Below are 20,242 nucleotides of genomic sequence, written 5' to 3' on the forward strand. Positions count from 1 at the left end.
GCGCCCTCCGCGGAAGTCGAAACGGTTCGAACCCCTGTCTGGAGCGTGCATGTCTGCTCGGTTACTTGCGATGGTACTGGTCGGCAGCTGCCTGCCCGCTACGCTGGCGATGGCCGCGACGGGCGAAGTCGATTCGTCGTGCGCGACGCAACGCCACTGGCTCAGCGAACAGTTGCAGCAGGCCCGCCTGCAGGGCCATCAGGCGCGCCAGACACAGCTGAACGAGCAGCTGCAGGCGCTCACCCGCCGCTGCGGCGGTCTGATCGAGCTGGGCAAGCGCGACTCCTTTGCCGCCGAGCAGGCCAGCCAGCGTGTGGCGCGACGCGAAGTTCTGCTGCGCCAGGCGCTGGCGACCGGCGATGCGCAGCTCATCGAGTTGCGCAAGGATGAGCTGGCCAAGGCACGCGAACAGCTGGAAAGCAGCCGCCGCGCGACCGACCGTCAGTAGGCGCGGAATGCCTTGTGGCAGGTTTCGCAGGCGTCCTCGACGCGCTGGAACGCCGGCGCAACGTCCTGCGGTTGCAGCGGCTGCGCGCTGGTCGCGGCAACCAGTGCCGCGGTCTCGGCCTCCAGCGCACGGGCCAGCTCGTTGAAACGCGTCTGCTGCTGCCAGACATCGTCGCGCGCGTCGCTCTGCTCTTCCTTCACCGGCGGATAGTGCTGCCAGGGCTGGCGCGACAGTTCGTCGAGCTTCGCCGCGCCGCTGGCGAACGCTACGCCATCGAAAGCCAGCCGTCCGCGCAGCATGCCGCCCAGATCTTCCTTGATGTCGAGCATCTGCTGGTAGATCGCCTTGCGCTTGCCGAGCGGTGAATTCGGATCGATACGGTCGCAGCCGGCCAGCGCCAGCAACGTCATCAGGGAAATGCTCAACACTCGCAGCTTCATGTTTACCCGCTCACGCCATGCAAAGCGCGGGATTATCCGCGCTTGTGCGCGGGTGAACAAATCGCTCGGGTATCAGCGCGACCACTGGCCGCCCGCGCTCTCGCAATCCACCTTGGCCTGCGCGCGATCGCTCGCGTGATAGTGGTAGGTGACGATCTGCGCGCCTTCGGGCACCGTGGTCGGCAGCGTGCCGTTGGTCGCCTGGCTGCCGCCGGCCTGCTCGTTGGCCAAGGTTTCCGGCGTCACCGCGGCCACGCAGACGCCGAAATGACCGTCAGGGCAGCTCTGACGGGGCTCGCGTCGGGCGCTCTTGACGCCCTCTTCGTTGCGACAGAGCCAGTCCATCGAATCGTCCTCGGGCTGCATGCCACGCAGCTCGAAGCATTTCTCCGTGACCACCGGCGCGGGCACCGCGCCAGAGGTCTCGCTGTGCACGTAACAGGACTGCGCCGCCGCGGGCAGGCTGACGACCGCCGCGAGCAGGGCCAGGGTGAGGCGAAGCGTGGGATTCATCGGAGTCTCCTTGAGCATTCGCGCCCGACACGGCGCGCCAGGCCCTGCAGGTACGACCCGTGCGCCGCCGGCGGAGTTCGCCCGGCGCGGGCTTGGGATTGCCGGCAGGCGCGGCTATAATCGCCGGGTTTTTTCGCGGCCGACTCCGCTTCGGCCGTGCCCGCCACCCATCCGAGGGGCGCTGCAGCAGGGCGAATGCCTGTTTTGAATCTCGCAAGCCACGCGGCTTACCAGTCGCGCAGCAGCAGATCCAAGTCCGGTTTCACCTGTCAGGCTCGGATGGGGCGTTTCCTAGAACGCATCAACGGCGCCCATTCGCATCTATACGAATGGAGAACTCTTCGATGAGTGCTGTCATGACGCCTGCCGGTTTCACCGACTTCAAAGTCGCCGACATTTCCCTGGCCGCCTGGGGCCGCCGCGAGATCATCATCGCCGAATCGGAAATGCCCGCGCTGATGGGCCTGCGCCGCAAATACGCCGCCGAGCAGCCGCTCAAGGGCGCGAAGATCCTCGGCTGCATCCACATGACCATCCAGACCGCCGTGCTGATCGAGACGCTGATCGCCCTCGGCGCCGAGGTGCGCTGGTCGTCCTGCAACATCTTCTCCACCCAGGATCAGGCCGCGGCCGCCATCGCCGCTGCCGGCATCCCGGTGTTCGCCTGGAAGGGCGAGACCGAGGCAGAGTACGAGTGGTGCATCGAGCAGACCATCCTCAAGGACGGCCAGCCGTGGGACGCCAACATGGTGCTCGACGACGGCGGCGACCTGACGCAGATCCTCCACGACAAGTACCCACAGGTACTGGAGCGCGTGCACGGCATCACCGAGGAAACCACCACCGGCGTGCACCGCCTGCTCGACATGCTCAAGGCCGGCAGCCTGAAAGTCCCGGCGATCAACGTCAACGACTCGGTGACCAAGAGCAAGAACGACAACAAGTACGGCTGCCGCCACAGCCTCAATGACGCCATCAAGCGCGGCACCGACCATCTGCTGTCCGGCAAGCAGGCGCTGGTGATCGGTTACGGCGACGTGGGCAAGGGCTCGGCGCAGTCGCTGCGCCAGGAAGGCATGATCGTCAAGGTTTCGGAAGTCGACCCGATCTGCGCCATGCAGGCCTGCATGGACGGCTTCGAGCTGGTCTCGCCGTACAAGAACGGCATCAACGACGGCACCGAAGCCAGCGTGGACGCTGCGCTGCTGGGCAAGATCGACCTGATCGTCACCACCACCGGCAACGTCAACGTTTGCGACGCCAACATGCTCAAGGCGCTGAAGAAGCGTGCCGTGGTGTGCAATATCGGCCACTTCGATAATGAGATCGACACCGCCTTCATGCGCGCCAACTGGGGCTGGGAAGAGGTCAAGCCGCAGGTGCACAAGATCCATCGCACCGGCAAGACCGTCGATCCGGCCAACGACGACTACCTGATCCTGCTCGCCGAAGGCCGCCTGGTGAACCTGGGCAATGCCACCGGCCACCCGAGCCGGATCATGGACGGCTCCTTCGCCAACCAGGTGCTGGCGCAGATCCACCTGTACAACGAGAAGTTCGCCGATCTGCCAGTGACCGAGAAGACCAAGAACGTCACCGTCATGGTCCTGCCGAAGAAGCTCGACGAGGAAGTGGCGCTGGAGATGGTCAAGGGCTTCGGCGGCGTCGTCACCCAACTGACGCCCAAGCAGGCCGAGTACATCGGCGTGACCGTCGAAGGTCCGTTCAAGCCGGACAGCTACCGCTACTGATCGCCGTAGGGTGGAAAACGGCCGGAGGCCTATTCCACCCGCCGCTCCTAGGCGGTGGAAACGCGTTGCGCGCGTTTTCCACCCTACGCTCTGAAGGATTTAGTCCATGTCTCAGGAACGCCGCTACAGCTTCGAGTTCTTCCCCACGAAGACCGAAGCCGGGCATGAAAAACTGCTGAACGTGGCCCGCCAGCTGGCCGGCTACCACCCCGATTTCTTCTCCTGCACCTACGGTGCCGGCGGCTCGACCCGCGACCGTACGCTGAACACCGTGCTGCAGCTCGATGGCGAGGTGAAGGTGCCGACCGCGCCGCACCTGTCCTGCGTTGGCGACAGCAAGGCCGAGCTGCGCGAACTGCTGGATATCTACCGCAACGCCGGCATCCGCCGCATCGTCGCATTGCGCGGCGACCTGCCGTCCGGCATGGGCCTGGCCAGCGGCGAGCTGCGCCACGCCAACGAGCTGGTGGAGTTCATCCGCAGCGAAACCGGTGATCATTTCCATATCGAGGTCGCCGCCTACCCGGAGATGCATCCGCAGGCACGCAACTTCGAGGACGACCTGACGAACTTCGTGCGCAAGGCCCAGGCCGGTGCCGACAGCGCCATCACCCAGTACTTCTTCAACGCCGACTGCTACTTCTACTTCGTCGAGCGCGTGCGCAAGCTCGGCGTGGAGATTCCGGTCGTCCCGGGCATCATGCCGATCACCAACTACAGCAAGCTGGCGCGCTTCTCCGACGCCTGCGGAGCAGAGATTCCGCGCTGGGTACGCAAGCAGCTGGAAGCCTACGGCGACGATATCGACAGCATCCAGGCCTTCGGCGAGCAGGTCATCAGCGAGATGTGCGAGAAACTGCTGGCCGGCGGCGCGCCGGGTCTGCACTTCTACACGCTGAACCAGGCCGAGCCGAGCCTGGCGATCTGGAACAACCTCGGCCTGCCGCGCCAGGCTTGAGACCACCGGCTTCGCTGCCCAAGCGAAGCCGGCAAATGAACCCGTGACCTGCGACACTGTCAGAGCAGTGCGGAGCGAACAGGCTCTGTTATACTCCGCGCTTCCGCCAGACTTACGTCCGGATGCCGCATCAGCAAATCGCGGCAGGACCGGACGGGATCGCACGCCAGTCGCGATTCGAGCCAGGCACGATCATCCCAGGGCCACGCCCTCTACAAGACAGGATTACTCATGTCCTTTGCTTCCCTCGGTCTCTCCGAGGCTTTAGCCGGTGCCGTCGAGGCCGCCGGTTATACCCAGCCTACTCCCGTGCAACAGCGGGCTATTCCCGCCGTGTTGCAAGGCCGCGACCTGATGGTTGCCGCCCAGACCGGTACCGGCAAGACCGGCGGCTTCGCCCTGCCGGTACTCGAACTGCTGTTCCCCGGTGGCCACCCGGACCGCGAGCATCGCCACGGCGCGAAACAGCCGCGCGTGCTGGTGCTGACGCCGACCCGCGAACTCGCCGCCCAGGTCCATGACAGCTTCAAGGTCTACGCCCGCGATCTACCGCTGAAAAGCGCAGTGATATTCGGTGGCGTCGGCATGAACCCGCAGATCCAGGCCGTGGCCAAGGGCCTCGACGTGCTCGTCGCCTGCCCCGGTCGCCTGCTCGATCTGGCCAACCAGAAGGCCATCGATCTGTCGCACGTGGAAATCCTCGTGCTCGACGAAGCCGACCGCATGCTCGACATGGGCTTCATCCACGACGTCAAGAAGGTGCTGGCCAAGCTGCCAGCCAAGCGCCAGAACCTGCTGTTCTCGGCCACCTTCTCCAAGGACATCACCGATCTGGCCGGCAAGCTGCTGCACGACCCCGAGCGCATCGAGGTCACACCGCCGAACACCACCGTCGAACGCATCGAGCAGCGGGTGTTCCACATCGCCTCCAGTCACAAGCGTGCCCTGCTCGCGCACCTGATCACCCAGGGAGCCTGGGAACAGGTCCTGGTGTTCACCCGTACCAAGCACGGCGCCAACCGCCTGGCCGAGTACCTGGAGAAGCACGGCCTGCCGGCCGCCGCGATCCACGGCAACAAGAGCCAGAACGCCCGCACCAAGGCGCTGGCCGATTTCAAGGCCAACCAGGTGCGCATCCTGGTGGCGACCGATATCGCCGCCCGCGGCCTGGACATCGACCAGCTGCCGCACGTGGTCAACTTCGAGCTGCCCAACGTCGAGGAAGACTACGTGCACCGCATCGGCCGCACCGGCCGTGCCGGACGCAGCGGCGAGGCCATCTCGCTGGTCGCGCCGGACGAGGAAAAGCTGCTCAAGGGCATCGAACGCCTGACCAAGCAGCGCATTCCCGACGGTGACCTAATGGGCTTCGACGCCAGCACCATCGAGGCGGAAAAGCCCGAAGTGCGCGAACCGCGCCAGCCACGCCCGCAGCGCGGCGAACGCAAGGCCCGTAGCGAGGACAAGCCGGCGGAAAACGCCGAGCAGAAGGAACGTAACCGGCGCAACCGCAACAAGGCCAAGCCAGCCCGCAGCGCCAGCGAGGCCGCGCAACCGGTCAGTCGCCCTCCGCGCGTGCCGGCCGATCGCGACCCGGAAGAATTCCTCGATGACGAGGTGGACAACTTCGGCAACCGCGTCGATTACGTCAGCCCGTACCAGAACAAGCAGGGCCGCGGTCGTCGCCCCGGCGCGCCGGCCCAGCCGGGCAGCGCTCAGCCACGTCCAGCCGGTGCCGGTGCCGGTGCCGGTGGCGCACAGGGCCGCGGCAAGCGTTCAGGCCAGAGCCAAGGCCAAGGCGGGCAAGGCCGCAATGGTCAGCCTCGGCGCAAAAGCGAAGGACGGCGCATCGAGGAGCCGGCGGTGTCGCGTCAGGATGTCGCCAAGCCGCGCGAGAAGCAGCCGGTGATCATCCACAAGGAGTCCAAGGCTGATCGCCTGCCGAGCATGGAGCAGCTTGAGCAGTTGCCGACCCGTCCGCGGGGCGAGAAGCCCGCGCTGCTGACGCGCAACCGCTGAGTTGCCGCACCAACGAAAACGCCGCCCCTTGGGGCGGCGTTTTCGTATTCACAGCAGACTGCCGCGCGCTCAACCCTCTTCAGGCGAGGGCGCAGCAGCGGCTTGCCAGCCGCCACCAAGCGCCTTGAACAGGTTGACTTCGCTGACCAGCTGCGCCAGACGGTCACCGATCAGCTGTTGCTGAGCGCTGAACAGCTGGCGCTGCGCATCAAGCAGGGTCAGGTAGCTGTCCACACCGGTGCGGTAGCGCCGTTCGGCGAGGTTGTAGTAGTCCTCGCTGGTCTGCAGCAGATCACGCTGCGCCTGGACCTGGCGGGTGTAGGTGGCCTGCGCCGCCAGACCATCGGCCACCTCGCGGAAGGCGGTCTGGATCGCCTTCTCGTACTCGGCCACCTGAATGTTGCGGCTGATCGTGGCGTAGTCGAGATTGGCGCGCAGCTGGCCGGCATTGAAGATCGGCATGCTGATGCTCGGTGTGAAGGTCCAGTAACCGGAACCGCCGTCGAACAGGCCGGACAGCTCGCGGCTGGCCGTCCCGGCCGCGCCGGTCAGGCTGATACGCGGGAAGAACGCCGCGCGCGCCGCACCGATGCTGGCGTTCACCGCCTTGAGCTGGTGTTCGGCCTGGAGGATGTCCGGGCGCTGCTGCAACAGGTCCGACGGTAAGCCGACCGGCAACTCGGCCAGCTGTTCACGCACCAGCTCGCCGGAGACCCGCAGGTTCGCCGGCATGCCCTGGCCGAGCAGCAGCGTCAGCGCGTTACGGTCCTGCGCCACCTGGCGGGTGTACTGCTCGATGCTCACCCGCGCACTTTCCACCGCGCTGCGCGCCTGGCGCAGCTCCAGCGCCGAGGCCACGCCGACGTCGAAGCTGCGCTGGGTCAAGCCGAAACTTTCCTCGTAGGTCTTGAGCGTGTCTCGCGTGACCTCCAGCAGCGCCTGATCGGCCTGCAGGGTCAGCCAGGCGTTGGCGACGCTGGCGATCAGGCTGATCTGTGTGCTGCGCTGGGCGGCCTCGCTGGCGAAGTACTCCTCCAGCGCCTGATCGCGCAGGCTGCGCAGCCTGCCGAACAGATCCAGCTCCCAGGACACGCCGAGGGTGGCGCTGTACTGGCTGCTGATCGTCGGCTCGCCGCTCATGCTCAGATCGCCCGGAGTACGAGTGCGCGTGCCGCCGCCATCGGCCGTGACGGCCGGCAACAGGTCGGCGCGCTGGACGCGATACAGTGCGCGATAGGCATCGACGTTCAGCGCCGCCACGCGCAGGTCGCGGTTGTTTTCCAGCGCCACCTCGATCAGCTGCTGCAGCGCGGGATCGCGGAAGAATTCGCGCCAGCCCGGCACGGCGGCTGCCTGCTCGCCGTCGGCCGCGTAGGCCTCACCCTGTGGCCAGCTGGCCGCCACCGGCGCTTCCGGCCGCTGGTAGTCGGGAATCAACGAACAGCCGCTCAATGCGGCGAGCAAGGCGATGCTCAACAACGACCTGTTCATTGCACGTCTCCCTTCTCGTTCGCGGCTGCAGCCTTGCGGCCGCCGGCGAGCGAGGTCACCAGAACGAAGAATAGCGGCACCCAGAAGATCACCAGCAGGGTCGCCGTGACCATGCCGCCAATCACGCCGGTGCCGATGGCATGCGAGCTGCCTGCCCCGGCGCCGCTGGCCAGCGCCAGCGGCACCACGCCGAGGGTGAACGCCAGCGAGGTCATGATGATCGGCCGCAGGCGCATCCGGCAGGCCTCGACGGCGGCGTCGAACAAGCTCTTGCCTTCGCCATGCAGGTCCTTGGCGAATTCGACGATCAGGATCGCGTTCTTCGCGGTCAGGCCGATCGTCGTCAGCAGGCCGACCTGGAAGAACACGTCGTTGCTCAGACCACGTCCCATCGTCGCCAGCAGCGCGCCGATGACGCCGAGCGGCACCACCAGCATCACGGCGAACGGAATCGACCAGCTTTCATACAACGCCGCCAGGCAGAGGAACACCACCAAAAGCGAGAGTGCGTAGAGCGCCGGAGCCTGCCCACCCGACAAACGTTCCTCGAACGACAGTCCGGTCCAGGACACCCCGACGCCCGCCGGCAGCTGCTGCGCCAGCCGCTCGACCTCGGCCATTGCATCGCCGGTGCTGTAGCCGGGCGCTGCCTCGCCGAGGATTTCCATCGACGAAACGCCGTTGTAGCGTGACAGCTTGGGCGAGCCGTAGATCCACTGGCCGCTGCCGAAGGCACTGAACGGCACCATCTCCCCGGCATCGTTACGCACGAACCACTTGTCCAGGTCTTCCGGACCCATGCGCGACGGCGCAGCGCCCTGCAGGTAGACCTTCTTCACCCGACCGCGGTCGATGAAGTCGTTGACGTAACTCGAGCCCCAGCCGATCGACAGCGCGCTGTTGATCGCGTCCAGGGAAACCCCGAGCGTGCGCGCCTTTTCATCGTCGATCAGCAGCTGGTACTGCGGCTCGTCGTTCAGCCCGTTCGGCCGCACCGCCTGCAGCACCGAACTCTGCGCCGCCATCCCGAGGAACTGGTTGCGCGCCGCCATCAGCGCATCGTGGCCGAGCCCGCCACGGTCTTGCAGATAGAAGTTGAAACCGGTCGCGGTGCCCAGCTCCATCACCGCGGGCGGCGCGAAGGCGAACACCATGGCGTCGCGGAAGCCGGCGAAGCGTTGCTGTGCGCGCTTGGCCAGCGCGAACACAGAGTCCTCGGCATCCGGACGCTGATCCCACGGCTTGAGGCCGACAAAGCCCAGCGCCGAGTTCTGTCCACGGCCGGCGAAGTTGAAGCCGGTGACAGTAAACACCGAATTGACAACGTCACCCTCCTCCTTCAACAGATACTCGCGCATGGCGTCCACGGTCTGCTGAGTGCGCTCGGCGGTCGAGCCCACCGGCGTCTGCACCTGGACGAACAGCACGCCCTGATCCTCGTCCGGCAGGAACGCGCTGGGCAGACGGCTGAACAGCACCGCCAGCGCGGCGACGATAACCAGGTAGATGATGATGAACGGCAGTTTGCGCCGCAGCACCGCGACCACGCCCTGCTCGTAGCGGCGCACGCCGCGATCAAACGTGCGGTTGAACCAGCCGAAGAAACCGCGCTTCTCGTGGTGATGACCCTTCTCGATAGGCTTGAGCAGCGTCGCGCACAGCGCCGGGGTGAAGACCAGCGCCACCAGTACCGAGAGTGTCATCGCCGAAGCGATGGTGATCGAGAACTGCCGGTAGATCACGCCGGTGGAGCCGCCGAAGAAGGCCATCGGCAGGAATACCGCAGACAGCACCAGGCCGATGCCGACCAGCGCGCCCTGAATCTGCCCCATCGACTTGCGCGTCGCCTCCAGCGGCGACAGCCCTTCCTCCGCCATCACCCGCTCAACGTTCTCCACCACGACGATGGCGTCGTCCACCAGCAGACCGATGGCCAGCACCATCGCGAACATGGTGAGCGTGTTGACGCTGAAACCGAACACCGCCAGCAGACCGAAGGTCCCCAGCAGCACCACCGGCACCGCCAGCGTCGGAATCAGCGTGGCACGGAAGTTCTGCAGGAACAGGTACATCACCAGGAACACCAGGACGATGGCCTCGAACAGGGTGTGCACCACGTTGGTGATCGACGCCGAAACCACCGGCGAGGTGTCGTACGGGTAGACGATCTCCATCCCCGCCGGGAAGAACGGCTGCAGCTCGCTGATGGTCTGGCGCACCGCCTTGGCGGTATCCAAAGCGTTGGCGCCGGTCGCCAGCTTGATGCCGATACCGGCGGCCGGCTTGCCGTTGTATTGCGCGGTAATCGCCGCCCGCTCGGCGGCCAGCTCGACGCGCGCGACGTCCTTGAGGCGCACCTGCGAACCGTCGCCATTGACCTTGAGCAGGATCTCGCGGAACTGCTCGGGCGTCTGCAGGCGCGTCTTGCCGATGATGGTGGCGCTCAGCTGCTGCCCCGGCACCGCCGGCAGACCGCCGAACTGGCCGGCGGAAACCTGTACGTTCTGTACGCGGATGGCGTTGCCCACGTCGGTGGGCGTGAGCTGGAAATTGTTCAGCCGCGCCGGATCGAGCCAGATGCGCATGGCGTACTGCGAGCCGAACACCTGGAAGTCGCCAACCCCGGGCGTACGCGACAGCGGGTCCTGGATGTTGGAGACGATGTAGTCGGCCAGGTCGCTCTGCGTCATGCTGCCATCCGCCGAGACGACGCCGACCACCATGAGGAAGTTGCGCACCGACTTGGTCACGCGGATGCCCTGTTGCTGCACTTCCTGCGGCAGCAGCGGCGTCGCCAGCTGCAGCTTGTTCTGCACCTGCACCTGGGCGATATCCGGATCGGTGCCCTGGTTGAAGGTCACCGTGATCTCCATGCTGCCGTCGGAGTTGCTCGCCGAGGAGATGTAGCGCAGCCCGTCGATCCCGTTCATCTGCTGCTCGATGACCTGCACCACCGTGTCCTGCACGGTTTGCGCGGAGGCACCCGGGTAGCTCACGGAGATGCCGACCGCGGGCGGCGCGATGCTGGGATATTGGTTGACTGGCAGGCCGAGAATGGCGAGCCCGCCGGCGAGCATGATCACCAGTGCGATCACCCAGGCGAAAATCGGGCGATCAATGAAGAACTTGGACATCGTGATTGATCCTCGGCCTCAGCCTCAGTTGGCTTGCGGCTGGGCAGCCGTGACATTGCTCGCGGGAGCCGGCTCCACCTGGTCACCCGGGCGGATGAACTGCAGGCCCTCGGTAATCAGGCGGTCGCCGGCCTCGAGTCCTTCGGCGATCAGCCAGCGGTTGCCGACGGCACGATCGGTCTTGACCTGGCGCAGCTCGACCTTGTTCTCGGCGTCGATCACCAGCGCGGTGGCCTCGCCCTTGGGATTGCGCGTCACGCCCTGCTGCGGCGCCAGGATCGCTTCGCTCTTGAGCCCGGCGACCAGTTGCGCATGCACGAACATACCCGGCAGCAGGATGCGATCCGGGTTGGGGAAGACCGCACGCAGGGTCACCGACCCGGTGGTGGAGTCGACGGACACCTCGGAGAACTCCAGTTTGCCCTCGTGCGCATAGCGGGTGCCGTCCTCCAGCGTCAGCGTCACTTTGGCCGCATCATCGCCGGCCTTCTGCAGACGGCCTTCGGCCAGGTCGCGTCGCAGAGCGAGTAGATCGCGCGCCGGCTGGGTAACATCGACATAGATCGGATCGAGCTGCTGGATGGTCGCCAGTTCCTGCGCCTGGCCATTGCTGACCAGCGCGCCCTCGGTTACCGCCGAGCGACCGATACGCCCGGAGATTGGCGCCAGCACCTTGGTGTAACGCAGGTTGATGCGCGCCTGCTCGAGATTCGCCTCGGCCTGCAGGCTCGCCGCGCGCGCCTCGTCATAGGCTTGCTTACTCACCGCCTGCTCCTCGACCAGCAGCCCGTAGCGGTCGGACAGCGACTTGGCCGACGCCAGGCTGGCCTGCGCGCTCTTCAGCGTGGCCTCGTACACCGACGCATCGATCTGGTAGAGCTGCTGCCCGGCCTTCACTTCGCTGCCTTCGGTGAACAGCCGCTTCTGGATGATGCCGTTGACCTGCGGACGCACCTCGGCGACCCGGTGCGCGCGAGCACGTCCCGGCAGCTCGGTGGTCAGTGCGAACGGCTCGGCCTGCAGCGTGACGAAGCCGACCTTGGGCGTCGGTTTCGCCGCCGGCGCCGCCGATTCCTCCTGGCAGCCGCCCAGCATTAATGCCGCGGCAACGAGTGAAACCAGGGCGGCGGCATTGGCTGACTTACGTGACATGGAAAGAACCTCTTGAGGACGGACAGGCCAAGGCAGCGGACACCCGGCAGATTCGAATGGCAGGGTCCGGAATATACTTACGTTCAAAGATGTTTGTAAACACAAAAAACCGCCTGCCGGACAACGCTACAGGGTGGCGCAAAACCGGCCGTACGAGTAGGCGTAGACCATTGCGAGCATTTCGATTCGTTACGCTTCGATCACTCTGCCGCCGCGCGCCGAACGAGCCACCACAACGCAGAACGCCGGCAGAGAGCCGGCGTTCGGGTCAATCTCGTCGCGCGTTTACTGACGCACGCCCTCGACCGAAATGATCAGATCCACGGTCTGCGAAGCCGGGCCGAGATCCATCTTGATGTCGAAATCTTTCAGCTTGAGCGTCGTGCTGCCCTCGAAGCCGGCGCGGTAGCCACCCCAGGGGTCATCGCCCTCGCCGATGAACTTGGCGGCGATCACCACCGGCTTGGTCACGCCGTTGAGGGTGAGGTTGCCGGTGATATCGGCAGTACCTTCGCCGGTCGACTTGACCGAGGTGGACTCGAAAGTCGCCGTCGGGTGCTTGGCCACGTTGAGGAAGTCCTCGCTACGCAGGTGCTTGTCGCGCTCGGCGTGGTTGCTGTCGAGGCTGGCGGTCTTCAGCGTGACGCTGACCTTGCTCGCTTCCGGCTGGGCGGCATCGAAGCTGAAGGTGCCGTCGAAGTCCTTGAAGGTGCCCCACAGCCAGCTGTAACCCAGGTGGCTGATCTTGAAGTTGACGAAGGCATGCTGACCTTGCTTGTCGATGACATAGTCAGCGGCCATTGCCTGGCCGGCGAGCAGCGCAGAACTCAGGGCGAGTGCGGTGAGCGTTTTCTTCAGCATCATGTGTCTCCTTGGTGAGTCGAGTCAGGCATCGGCGCGGCCGAACATGCGCAGCAGGGTCGGATCGCGGTCGATGAAGTGGTGTTTAAGGGCTGCCAGGCCATGCAGGCCGGCCAGAATGACCAGTCCCCAGGCGAGGTATTCATGAACCAGGCCGGCAACATCCTCTTGGTTGGGAATCGAGGTCAGCAGCGCCGGCACCTCGAACCAGCCGAAGACGCTGATCGGCCGGCCGTCGGCGGTGGAAATCAGATAGCCAGACAGCATGACCGCGAAGAGGCCCAGATAGAGCACCCCGTGGCCCAGACGGGTCATCAGCCGAGTCGCCGCGCCGTGCGAAGCCAGGGGCGTCGGACCGGCGCTGAGGAAGCGCCACAGCAGCCGCACCAGCATCAGCAAGAACAGCAGGATGCCGATGCTCTTGTGGATATTCGGGGCGGTACGGTACCAGCTGCTGTAGTAGTTCAGCCCAACCATCCACAGGCCCAGACCGAACAGACCGAAGACCGCCAGCGCGCCGATCCAGTGCAGCAGGATGCTGGTCAGACCGTAATTGCGGGAAGTGTTGCGCCACTGCATCGTCAAGCTCCCAGTTGAAAGTGGAACAAGCCTACCGGCTTACCTATCGGAAAAGCGCGCATAAATTCGCTCTAAACAATTCAGATATTCGATAACCAGAACACCGCGTCGGCTTGCCCGATGCAGCCATCTGTTAGGCTGCGCGCAGATCAGAGGAGGACCCCATGAGCCTGAACGATAGTTGGATGCGCCGCGACCTGGCCGTGCTCTGGCATCCATGTACGCAGATGAAGGACCACGAGCAGCTGCCGCTGATTCCGATCCGTCGCGGCGAGGGCGTCTGGCTGGAGGATTTCGACGGCAAGCGCTACCTCGATGCGGTCAGTTCCTGGTGGGTCAACGTGTTCGGCCATGCCAATCCGCGCATCAACCAGCGCATCAAGGACCAGCTCGACCAGTTGGAGCACGTGATGCTCGCCGGCTTCAGCCACCAGCCGGTAGTAGAGCTGTCCGAGCGTCTGGTGGCGCTCACCCCTCCGGGCCTGGAGCGAGTGTTCTACACCGACAACGGCTCCACCGGCATCGAAGTCGCGCTGAAGATGAGCTTTCACTACTGGCGCAACAGCGGGCGGCTACGCAAGCAGCGCTTCGTCACCCTGACCAACAGCTACCACGGCGAAACGGTCGCGGCGATGTCGGTGGGCGATGTCGCGCTGTTCACCGACACCTACAAACCGCTGCTGCTCGACACGCTCAAGGTGCCTAGCCCGGACTGCTACCTGCGGCCAGAAGGCATGAGCTGGGAAGACCACTCGCGCAACATGTTCGCGCACATGGAGCAGACCCTCGCCGAGCACCACGAGGAGGTCGCCGCGGTGATTGTCGAGCCGCTGATCCAGGGCGCCGGCGGCATGCGCATGTATCACCCGATCTACCTCAAGCTGCTGCGCGAAGCCTGCGACCGCTACGAGGTGCACCTGATTCACGACGAGATCGCCGTCGGTTTCGGCCGCACCGGCACGATGTTCGCGTGCGAGCAGGCCGGCATCAGCCCGGATTTCCTCTGCCTGTCCAAGGCGCTCACCGGCGGCTACCTGCCGATGGCCGCAGTGCTTACCACCGACCGGCTCTACCAGGCGTTCTACGACGACTACTCGACCCTGCGCGCCTTCCTCCATTCGCACACCTACACCGGCAACCCGCTGGCCTGCGCCGCGGCCCTGGCGACGCTGGATATCTTTGCCGAGGACAACGTCATTGAGGCGAACAAGGCGCTGGCCGCGCGCATGGCCAGCGCCACGGCGCACCTCGCCGAGCATCCGCACGTTGCTGAGGTGCGTCAGACCGGCATGGCGCTGGCCATCGAGATGGTGCAGGACAAGGCCAGCAAGACCGCCTACCCATGGCAGGAGCGCCGCGGCCTGCAGGTCTACCAGCACGCGCTGGAACGCGGCGCGCTGCTGCGGCCGCTGGGCAGCGTGGTGTATTTCCTGCCGCCCTACACCATCACGCCGGAACAGATCGACTTCCTCGCCGAGGTCGCCAGCGAAGGCATCGATATCGCCACCCGCGCGGCGGTCAGCGTGGCGCTGCAACCCGGCGCCCCGAGCAACTTCCACGATCCGGGCTAGCCCTCTGGCGGTGGCAGGTTTCCAGCAACGCAGCACTGCGAGTCAGACCAGCGATGCTTTAGACTTGCCGCTTCCAACTTGCCGCTTGCAGCTGCCCTTATGCGCCTATCCCGCTTCTTCATCGACGCCCCGCTCGCCCTCGGCTCGCACGCACTGCCCGAAACCGCTGCGCACTACATCGGTCGCGTGTTGCGTCTGACCAGCGGCAGCGCCGTGCAGTTGTTCGACGGTTGCGGCCAGGAATATCTCGGCGAGCTGGTCGAGGTAGGCAAGAAACAGGTTCGTGTCGAGCTGCGCCAACAGCTCGCCGGCCAGCCCGAGTCGCCGCTGCGGATCCACCTCGGCCAGGGCCTGTCGCGCGGCGAACGTATGGACTGGGCGATCCAGAAGGCCACCGAACTCGGCGTGGCGCAGATCACCCCGCTGATCAGCGAGCGCTGCGAAGTCCGGCTGAACGACGAACGCGCCGACAAGCGTCTGGCCCACTGGCGCCAGATCGCCATCAGCGCGTGCGAGCAGTGCGGGCGTTCGGTGGTGCCGACGATCCATCCACCGCAGCTGCTCGGCGACTGGCTGCCGGTCGAGGCCGAGCTGAAGCTGGTCCTGCATCCAGTGGCCGCGCCGCTGACCAGCCATGCGCAACCGCGTACGCTGGCGTTTCTCATCGGCCCGGAAGGCGGGCTCAGCGAACACGAAGTGGAGCAGGCGCAGCAGGCCGGCTTCCAGGCCGCACGGCTCGGCCCGCGCGTGCTGCGCACCGAGACGGCCCCGGTTGTGGCGCTGAGCGTGGCTCAGCAGCTGTGGGGCGATTTCTGAGCGGTGCCGACGGCACCGGCTGCACCGCGCTTCAGATCAACCCGGCATCCGCCAGACACTGCTCAAGCCCGACCAGATCGGGAATGCGCGCCTGCACATCCCCCAGCTCCACCGCATCCAGCTCAAGCGGCGCCAGCGCCAGCTCGGCGCGCGCCAGGTCTGCATCGACCTTGATCGAACGCGGGATGCCCTGCACCAGCAACGCGATGAAACGCACATGCTCCCGACCGCCGAGCGCATTGAGCACCACGATCCGCGCACCAGCGCCGACCTGGGCCGCACCATCAGACGCCGCCTCGAACGACAGCAGCGGCAGGTTGAGGTCGCGCCACTGCACCTGGCCGAGGAACCACGCCGGCGCACCCGGCACCGCCTGCGGCGTGCGATAGGGAATCAGCTCGGCCACTGCGACGTTCGGCACCAGCAGGGTGCGATCGGCAAGCGGCACCAGCAGGCCGGTGAGGCTGACGGGGCTTTCCTGGGAGACGACCGCTTGACTCATGACAGATCCCTTTCGATGGACGTAGCGGCCAGGCGTGCCTGCTCCGCAAGATGGTTGACCAAGGCTTGCGCGAGATCGCGCGGATCACCAGTGAATGAGCTGTAGCCACCCTCGCGCAGGTTGTCCGGCATGCTTGAGCAGGCACAGGAATCGGCGCGCTGGGTCCAGATCCGGCCACCCTGGCGCAGCAGATAGGCCGCGGCGGCGCTGCCGTCGCTACCCATGCCGCTGAAGACGATGGCACCGCAGCGGTCGCCGTAGTGCTGGGCAAGATTGAGCATCATCTGATCGATCGACGGGCTATACGGCTCCGGCCAGCAGCGGCCGCTGCTGCGCATCAGGCCATCGGGGTCAAAGCCCAGCTCCTGCGTGATCGGCGCGATGACCACTTCCCCGCAGCGAATGTGATCGCCGACCCTGCTCTGCCGGACCGCCCAGCTGCTGTGCCTGCCGACCGCCTGGGATAGCGCCGCCTCGAAACTTGCCTCGATGTGCTGGGCGTAGACGAACCCGACCGGCAGCCCCTCCGGCAGCGCATCGAGAAACGCCTTGACCGCCTCCGGCCCGCCCAGCGAGGCCGCCAGCAGCCACACCCGCGGCGCCACCTCGCCGGCAGTCGCCGGATGGTCGGCCAGCGCGCCGGGCAAGGTCAGCTGTCCACTGCGCGCTGAATCGCCGTCGAGCGCGCCGAGACGCGGACCGACTGCTACGGCCGGATCGCCGACCAATCGCTTGAGCTTGCCGAACAGTCGGCGCTCCCAGCGCGGGTAGTTCTCCGAACTGCGCTCCGGCGCATGTCCCTCGCCAAACAGCACCAGCGTGCTGTCGCGTTCGAGCAGCGCATCGACCAGCGGCGAATCCTCGGTCTGCGCCAGGTCCACCAGCCAGAGATCGGCCTCGGTGACGTCCAGATCGGCCAGTTCCATCCGCGCCGGATCGTTATTGAGGACTACCCGATAGCCACTGGCACCCAGCGCCTGCTGCAGCACATGGCGCTGCAGCGAGGTATCGGCCAGGACGGCGATGCGGGCGGCGGCGTCAGACATCGGCATGTACCAGTCGCTGGATATGCTCCAGCAACACCGATTCCTGGTACGGCTTGCCCAGGTACTCGTTGACACCGATCGCCAGGGCGCGATCGCGGTGCTTCTCGCCAGTACGCGAGGTGATCATGATGATCGGCAAGTCCTTGAGACGCTCGTCGTGGCGCACCAGCGCCGCCACCTCGAAGCCGTCCATGCGCGGCATCTCGATATCCAGCAGCATGATATCGGGACGCCGCTCCTGTAGCTGGGTGATGGCGTCGACACCGTCCTTGGCGGTCAGCACGTTCATGCCGTTACGCTCCAGCAGGCGACTGGTGACCTTGCGCACGGTGACCGAGTCGTCGACCACCATGACCAGCAGCGGGCGATCGGCTTCGACTTCCGCTATCTCCGGCAGCTGTGGCAGCTGCTGTGGCCGCTGCTGGGTCAGCAGGTGCGCATGAAGTACGCGAATGGTCGCCAGCAGGTCAAGAATCACCACCACCCGACCATCACCGAGGATGGTCGCGCCGGAAATGCCGTGCACGCCCGCGAACTGCGGCCCCAGGCTTTTCACCACGATCTCGCGCGAGCCGGCCAGGCTGTCCACTTGCACCGCGACGCTGTGCTCCTTCGAACGCACCAGAATCACCGGCAGCGGCAGGCTCTGGCCGACCAGCTTGGGCCGCTGCCCATTGTTCAGCAACTCGCCGAGATAGCGCAGCTCATAGGTCTGCCCGGCATACTCGAAACGCGGCGCATCCGGCTGGTAGTAGGCCTCCAGCTCGTAGGGCGAAACACGCACGATACCTTCAATGGTGTTCAGCGGGATCGCATAGAGATCCTCGCCGGAATAAACCATCAGTGCCCGATTGACCGACACGGTGAACGGCAGGCGGATCAGGAAGCGCGTGCCTTGACCCTGCGTCGACTCGATGCTCATCGAGCCGCCGAGCTGCTTCACTTCGGAGTGCACCACGTCCATGCCGACGCCGCGACCGGAAATCTGCGTCACCCGCTCGGCAGTGGAAAAGCCGGCTTCGAGGATGAACTGCAGGATCTCGTGGTCGGTGAGATCGTTCTGCGGCGCCAGCAAGCCGCGTTCGATGGCCTTGCGCCGTACGGCCGCCAGGTTGATACCGGCGCCGTCATCGCTCAACGTCAGAACGATGTCGCCGCCTTCGCGTGCCAGGTCGAGGCGAATGATGCCCTGCTCGGGTTTGCCCGCCGCGCGGCGCGCCTGCTGCGACTCTATGCCATGGTCGACGGCGTTGCGCAGCATATGCTCCAGCGGCGCCACGATCCGCTCGAGTACGCTGCGGTCCATCTCACCGGTGGCGTTGCCGACGAGGAACTCCACCTGCTTGCCCAGCTCACCGGCAACCTGCCGGACGATACGCCGCAAGCGCGGTACCAGACGCTCGAACGGCACCATGCGGGTGCGCATGAGGCCTTCCTGCAACTCGGTGTTGACCCGCGCCTGCTGCAGCAGCAGGGTCTCGGCGTCGCGGTTGCGTGCAGCAAGGGTTTCCTTCAGGTCCAGCAGGTCGGACGCCGACTCGAACAGCGCGCGCGACAATTGCTGCAGCTGCGAGTGACGGTCCATTTCCAGCGGGTCGAAATCATCGTAGCCGGCACGCTCCGCCTCGGCTTGGTAGCGGCTGAGAATCTGGGCCTGGGTTTCGGTGTCCAGACGGCGCAACTGGTCACGCACACGCTCGATGGTCGCTTCCATCTCGCTCAGGGTGAAGCTGACATCGCTGACCTGCTGCTCGACCCGGCCGCGGAAAATCGAGGTCTCGCCTGCCAGGTTGACCAGCCCCTCGAGCAGCTCAGCCGGGACCTTGACCAGCTCCTGCGGAGCGCGCCGCGCCGCGGCATCCTGCGCCGCCTGCCGGGCGCGCTGGACGAACGGCAGGACCTTCGCCGGCGCAACATTGGCCACGGGACGCACGCTGGCCGCGACGATGGGCTGCGCCAGAGGCAACGGGGTCACGACATCCGTCGCTTCCTCCACGATCTCCTGGGTCACCGGGTCCGGCGATATCTCTGCAGCGAGTAGCGCCCGGAGCTGTTCGACCTCCTTGAGCAGGCCGTCGTAGCCCTGCTGCACATCGAGGAACAGACTGTCCGGCCACGGCGCGCCCAGCTGCCGGGCCTCGCTCAGGTGCTGTTCGAGGTCATGCGCCATGTTGCCCAGGCGCGCCTGCCCAGCAAGCCGCGCACCGCCCTTGAGCGTATGCAGCACGCGCAGCATGTCCGCCAGCGGGGCAGCGTCGTCGCGCTGCGCGTCCCAGCGGCCAAGCGCCGCTTCCATTTCCTCGAGCAGGTCATCGGCCTCCTCGACGAAGATGTCGAGAATTTCCGAGGCGTCGGATTCAGGCGCCGTTGTTTCCTCAGCGGCCTTCAGGGTAATGCTGCTGGGCGCATTCAGCTGCTGCTGCGGGTTGTTCCGAAAGGCGCGGATCGCCTCGATCAGCGCCGTGCCATCCGGCTGCGGGCGTCTGGAGCGCAGCGCGTCGAGCATCTCGGCCAGACGGTCGTGACAGGCCTGCAACAGCGCGAACAGTTGCGCGGTAGCCCGATACTTGCCGGCGCACAGCCCCTCGTAGAGGTATTCCAGCTCATGCGCCAGATCGCCGATCGCGCGACTGTCGGCCATCCGTGCGCCACCCTTCAGGGTGTGCAGGTCGCGCTGCAGCGCTTCCAGCTCGAAGCTGTTGTCGACGTCGTCCATCCAACGCTGCAAGCCGGCGGTAACGCTCTCCATGATGTCGAAACCTTCATCGAGGAAGATCTCGACCAGCTCCGGATCGGGTTCGTCGTGCAGGTCCTCAGTGATCACCGGTAGGGCTTCGTCCAGCACCTCGACCGCATCTGGTGCTTGCGGGTCTCCCAGGTCGGCTTCGGCTTCGGCTTCGGCTTCGGCTTCGGCTTCGGCTTCGGCTTCGGCTTCGGCTTCGGCTTCGGCTTCGGCTTCGA

16 protein-coding genes and 1 riboswitch are annotated in these 20,242 nt (G+C 65.8%); of the genes, 6 read left to right on the forward strand and 10 right to left on the reverse strand.

Features of this window, described 5'->3' with window-relative positions:
• Nucleotides 1–49 precede the first annotated feature (49 nt).
• Nucleotides 50–448 (forward strand): DUF1090 family protein, encoded by a 399-nt coding sequence (locus NAV27_RS10800; protein WP_102829078.1) that lies wholly within the window; start codon nt 50–52, stop codon nt 446–448.
• Here the strand turns inward: NAV27_RS10800 and NAV27_RS10805 are convergent.
• Complete coding sequence (locus NAV27_RS10805; protein ID WP_102829079.1) at nt 442–888, reverse strand: c-type cytochrome; 447 nt, start codon at nt 886–888, stop codon at nt 442–444. The two genes, NAV27_RS10800 and NAV27_RS10805, sit on opposite strands and share 7 nt — an antisense overlap.
• Before the next feature lie 72 nt (nt 889–960).
• On the reverse strand, nt 961–1,401 hold the full coding sequence (locus tag NAV27_RS10810) for a hypothetical protein (RefSeq protein WP_102829080.1): 441 nt from the start codon (nt 1,399–1,401) through the stop codon (nt 961–963).
• Nucleotides 1,402–1,568: 167 nt separating this feature from the next.
• Nucleotides 1,569–1,721: riboswitch (S-adenosyl-L-homocysteine riboswitch) on the forward strand.
• A gap of 24 nt (nt 1,722–1,745) precedes the next feature.
• Between NAV27_RS10810 and ahcY the strand changes: the two genes are divergently transcribed.
• The 3 genes from ahcY (at nt 1,746) to rhlE2 (ending at nt 6,129) form a co-directional block, all read left to right on the forward strand.
• On the forward strand, nt 1,746–3,152 hold the full coding sequence (gene ahcY, locus NAV27_RS10815; RefSeq protein WP_102829081.1) for an adenosylhomocysteinase: 1,407 nt from the start codon (nt 1,746–1,748) through the stop codon (nt 3,150–3,152).
• Between the two features lie 106 nt (nt 3,153–3,258).
• On the forward strand, nt 3,259–4,110 hold the full coding sequence (gene metF / locus NAV27_RS10820) for a methylenetetrahydrofolate reductase [NAD(P)H] (protein ID WP_102829082.1): 852 nt from the start codon (nt 3,259–3,261) through the stop codon (nt 4,108–4,110).
• Between the two features lie 231 nt (nt 4,111–4,341).
• Complete coding sequence (rhlE2, locus tag NAV27_RS10825; RefSeq protein WP_102829083.1) at nt 4,342–6,129, forward strand: RNA helicase RhlE2; 1,788 nt, start codon at nt 4,342–4,344, stop codon at nt 6,127–6,129.
• Nucleotides 6,130–6,198: 69 nt separating this feature from the next.
• Here rhlE2 and NAV27_RS10830 read toward each other — a convergent pair whose 3' ends face one another.
• The 5 genes from NAV27_RS10830 to NAV27_RS10850 form a co-directional block, all read right to left on the reverse strand.
• Nucleotides 6,199–7,620 (reverse strand): AdeC/AdeK/OprM family multidrug efflux complex outer membrane factor, encoded by a 1,422-nt coding sequence (locus tag NAV27_RS10830; protein ID WP_102829084.1) that lies wholly within the window; start codon nt 7,618–7,620, stop codon nt 6,199–6,201.
• Nucleotides 7,617–10,754, reverse strand: a complete 3,138-nt coding sequence (locus NAV27_RS10835) for an efflux RND transporter permease subunit (protein WP_102829085.1) — start codon at nt 10,752–10,754, stop codon at nt 7,617–7,619. Before NAV27_RS10835 ends, NAV27_RS10830 begins: the two co-directional genes overlap by 4 nt.
• 24 nt (nt 10,755–10,778) lie before the next feature.
• Entirely contained in the window at nt 10,779–11,906 is a 1,128-nt protein-coding gene (locus NAV27_RS10840) for an efflux RND transporter periplasmic adaptor subunit (protein ID WP_102829086.1), read from the reverse strand.
• Between the two features lie 285 nt (nt 11,907–12,191).
• A complete protein-coding gene (locus tag NAV27_RS10845; RefSeq protein WP_102829087.1) occupies nt 12,192–12,767 on the reverse strand; it encodes a YceI family protein in 576 nt (191 codons plus the stop codon).
• Between the two features lie 24 nt (nt 12,768–12,791).
• On the reverse strand, nt 12,792–13,346 hold the full coding sequence (locus tag NAV27_RS10850; protein ID WP_054094375.1) for a cytochrome b: 555 nt from the start codon (nt 13,344–13,346) through the stop codon (nt 12,792–12,794).
• 164 nt (nt 13,347–13,510) lie between these two features.
• On the opposite strand from NAV27_RS10850, the gene NAV27_RS10855 reads away from it, so the two are divergent.
• Both NAV27_RS10855 and NAV27_RS10860 read left to right on the forward strand, forming a co-directional pair.
• Nucleotides 13,511–14,917, forward strand: a complete 1,407-nt coding sequence (locus NAV27_RS10855; RefSeq protein WP_102829088.1) for an adenosylmethionine--8-amino-7-oxononanoate transaminase — start codon at nt 13,511–13,513, stop codon at nt 14,915–14,917.
• Between the two features lie 99 nt (nt 14,918–15,016).
• Nucleotides 15,017–15,733: a 16S rRNA (uracil(1498)-N(3))-methyltransferase gene (locus NAV27_RS10860; protein WP_102829089.1), complete on the forward strand. Its 717-nt coding sequence runs from the start codon at nt 15,017–15,019 to the stop codon at nt 15,731–15,733.
• 31 nt (nt 15,734–15,764) lie between these two features.
• Here NAV27_RS10860 and NAV27_RS10865 read toward each other — a convergent pair whose 3' ends face one another.
• From NAV27_RS10865 to NAV27_RS10875, 3 genes are all read right to left on the reverse strand, one after another.
• A complete protein-coding gene (locus tag NAV27_RS10865; protein WP_102829090.1) occupies nt 15,765–16,235 on the reverse strand; it encodes a chemotaxis protein CheW in 471 nt (156 codons plus the stop codon).
• Nucleotides 16,232–17,281, reverse strand: coding sequence for a chemotaxis protein CheB (locus NAV27_RS10870; protein ID WP_102829190.1), 1,050 nt, complete (start codon nt 17,279–17,281; stop codon nt 16,232–16,234). Before NAV27_RS10870 ends, NAV27_RS10865 begins: the two co-directional genes overlap by 4 nt.
• A partial coding sequence (locus tag NAV27_RS10875; protein WP_256055300.1) for a hybrid sensor histidine kinase/response regulator occupies nt 17,274–20,242 on the reverse strand: 2,969 nt, incomplete at its 5' end. The genes NAV27_RS10875 and NAV27_RS10870, both read right to left, overlap by 8 nt.

Origin of the sequence: Stutzerimonas degradans, from assembly GCF_024448505.1 — a bacterium.
Taxonomy (GTDB): domain Bacteria; phylum Pseudomonadota; class Gammaproteobacteria; order Pseudomonadales; family Pseudomonadaceae; genus Stutzerimonas; species Stutzerimonas degradans.

What these genes read in the sequence shown, in the direction of transcription:
- NAV27_RS10800 (WP_102829078.1), top strand. Translation starts at nt 50, where the DNA reads ATGTCTGCTCGGTTACTTGCGATGGTACTGGTCGGCAGCTGCCTGCCC.
- NAV27_RS10805 (WP_102829079.1), bottom strand. Translation starts at nt 888, where the DNA reads ATGAAGCTGCGAGTGTTGAGCATTTCCCTGATGACGTTGCTGGCGCTG.
- NAV27_RS10810 (WP_102829080.1), bottom strand. Translation starts at nt 1,401, where the DNA reads ATGAATCCCACGCTTCGCCTCACCCTGGCCCTGCTCGCGGCGGTCGTC.
- ahcY (WP_102829081.1), top strand. Translation starts at nt 1,746, where the DNA reads ATGAGTGCTGTCATGACGCCTGCCGGTTTCACCGACTTCAAAGTCGCC.
- metF (WP_102829082.1), top strand. Translation starts at nt 3,259, where the DNA reads ATGTCTCAGGAACGCCGCTACAGCTTCGAGTTCTTCCCCACGAAGACC.
- rhlE2 (WP_102829083.1), top strand. Translation starts at nt 4,342, where the DNA reads ATGTCCTTTGCTTCCCTCGGTCTCTCCGAGGCTTTAGCCGGTGCCGTC.
- NAV27_RS10830 (WP_102829084.1), bottom strand. Translation starts at nt 7,620, where the DNA reads ATGAACAGGTCGTTGTTGAGCATCGCCTTGCTCGCCGCATTGAGCGGC.
- NAV27_RS10835 (WP_102829085.1), bottom strand. Translation starts at nt 10,754, where the DNA reads ATGTCCAAGTTCTTCATTGATCGCCCGATTTTCGCCTGGGTGATCGCA.
- NAV27_RS10840 (WP_102829086.1), bottom strand. Translation starts at nt 11,906, where the DNA reads ATGTCACGTAAGTCAGCCAATGCCGCCGCCCTGGTTTCACTCGTTGCC.
- NAV27_RS10845 (WP_102829087.1), bottom strand. Translation starts at nt 12,767, where the DNA reads ATGCTGAAGAAAACGCTCACCGCACTCGCCCTGAGTTCTGCGCTGCTC.
- NAV27_RS10850 (WP_054094375.1), bottom strand. Translation starts at nt 13,346, where the DNA reads ATGCAGTGGCGCAACACTTCCCGCAATTACGGTCTGACCAGCATCCTG.
- NAV27_RS10855 (WP_102829088.1), top strand. Translation starts at nt 13,511, where the DNA reads ATGAGCCTGAACGATAGTTGGATGCGCCGCGACCTGGCCGTGCTCTGG.
- NAV27_RS10860 (WP_102829089.1), top strand. Translation starts at nt 15,017, where the DNA reads ATGCGCCTATCCCGCTTCTTCATCGACGCCCCGCTCGCCCTCGGCTCG.
- NAV27_RS10865 (WP_102829090.1), bottom strand. Translation starts at nt 16,235, where the DNA reads ATGAGTCAAGCGGTCGTCTCCCAGGAAAGCCCCGTCAGCCTCACCGGC.
- NAV27_RS10870 (WP_102829190.1), bottom strand. Translation starts at nt 17,281, where the DNA reads ATGTCTGACGCCGCCGCCCGCATCGCCGTCCTGGCCGATACCTCGCTG.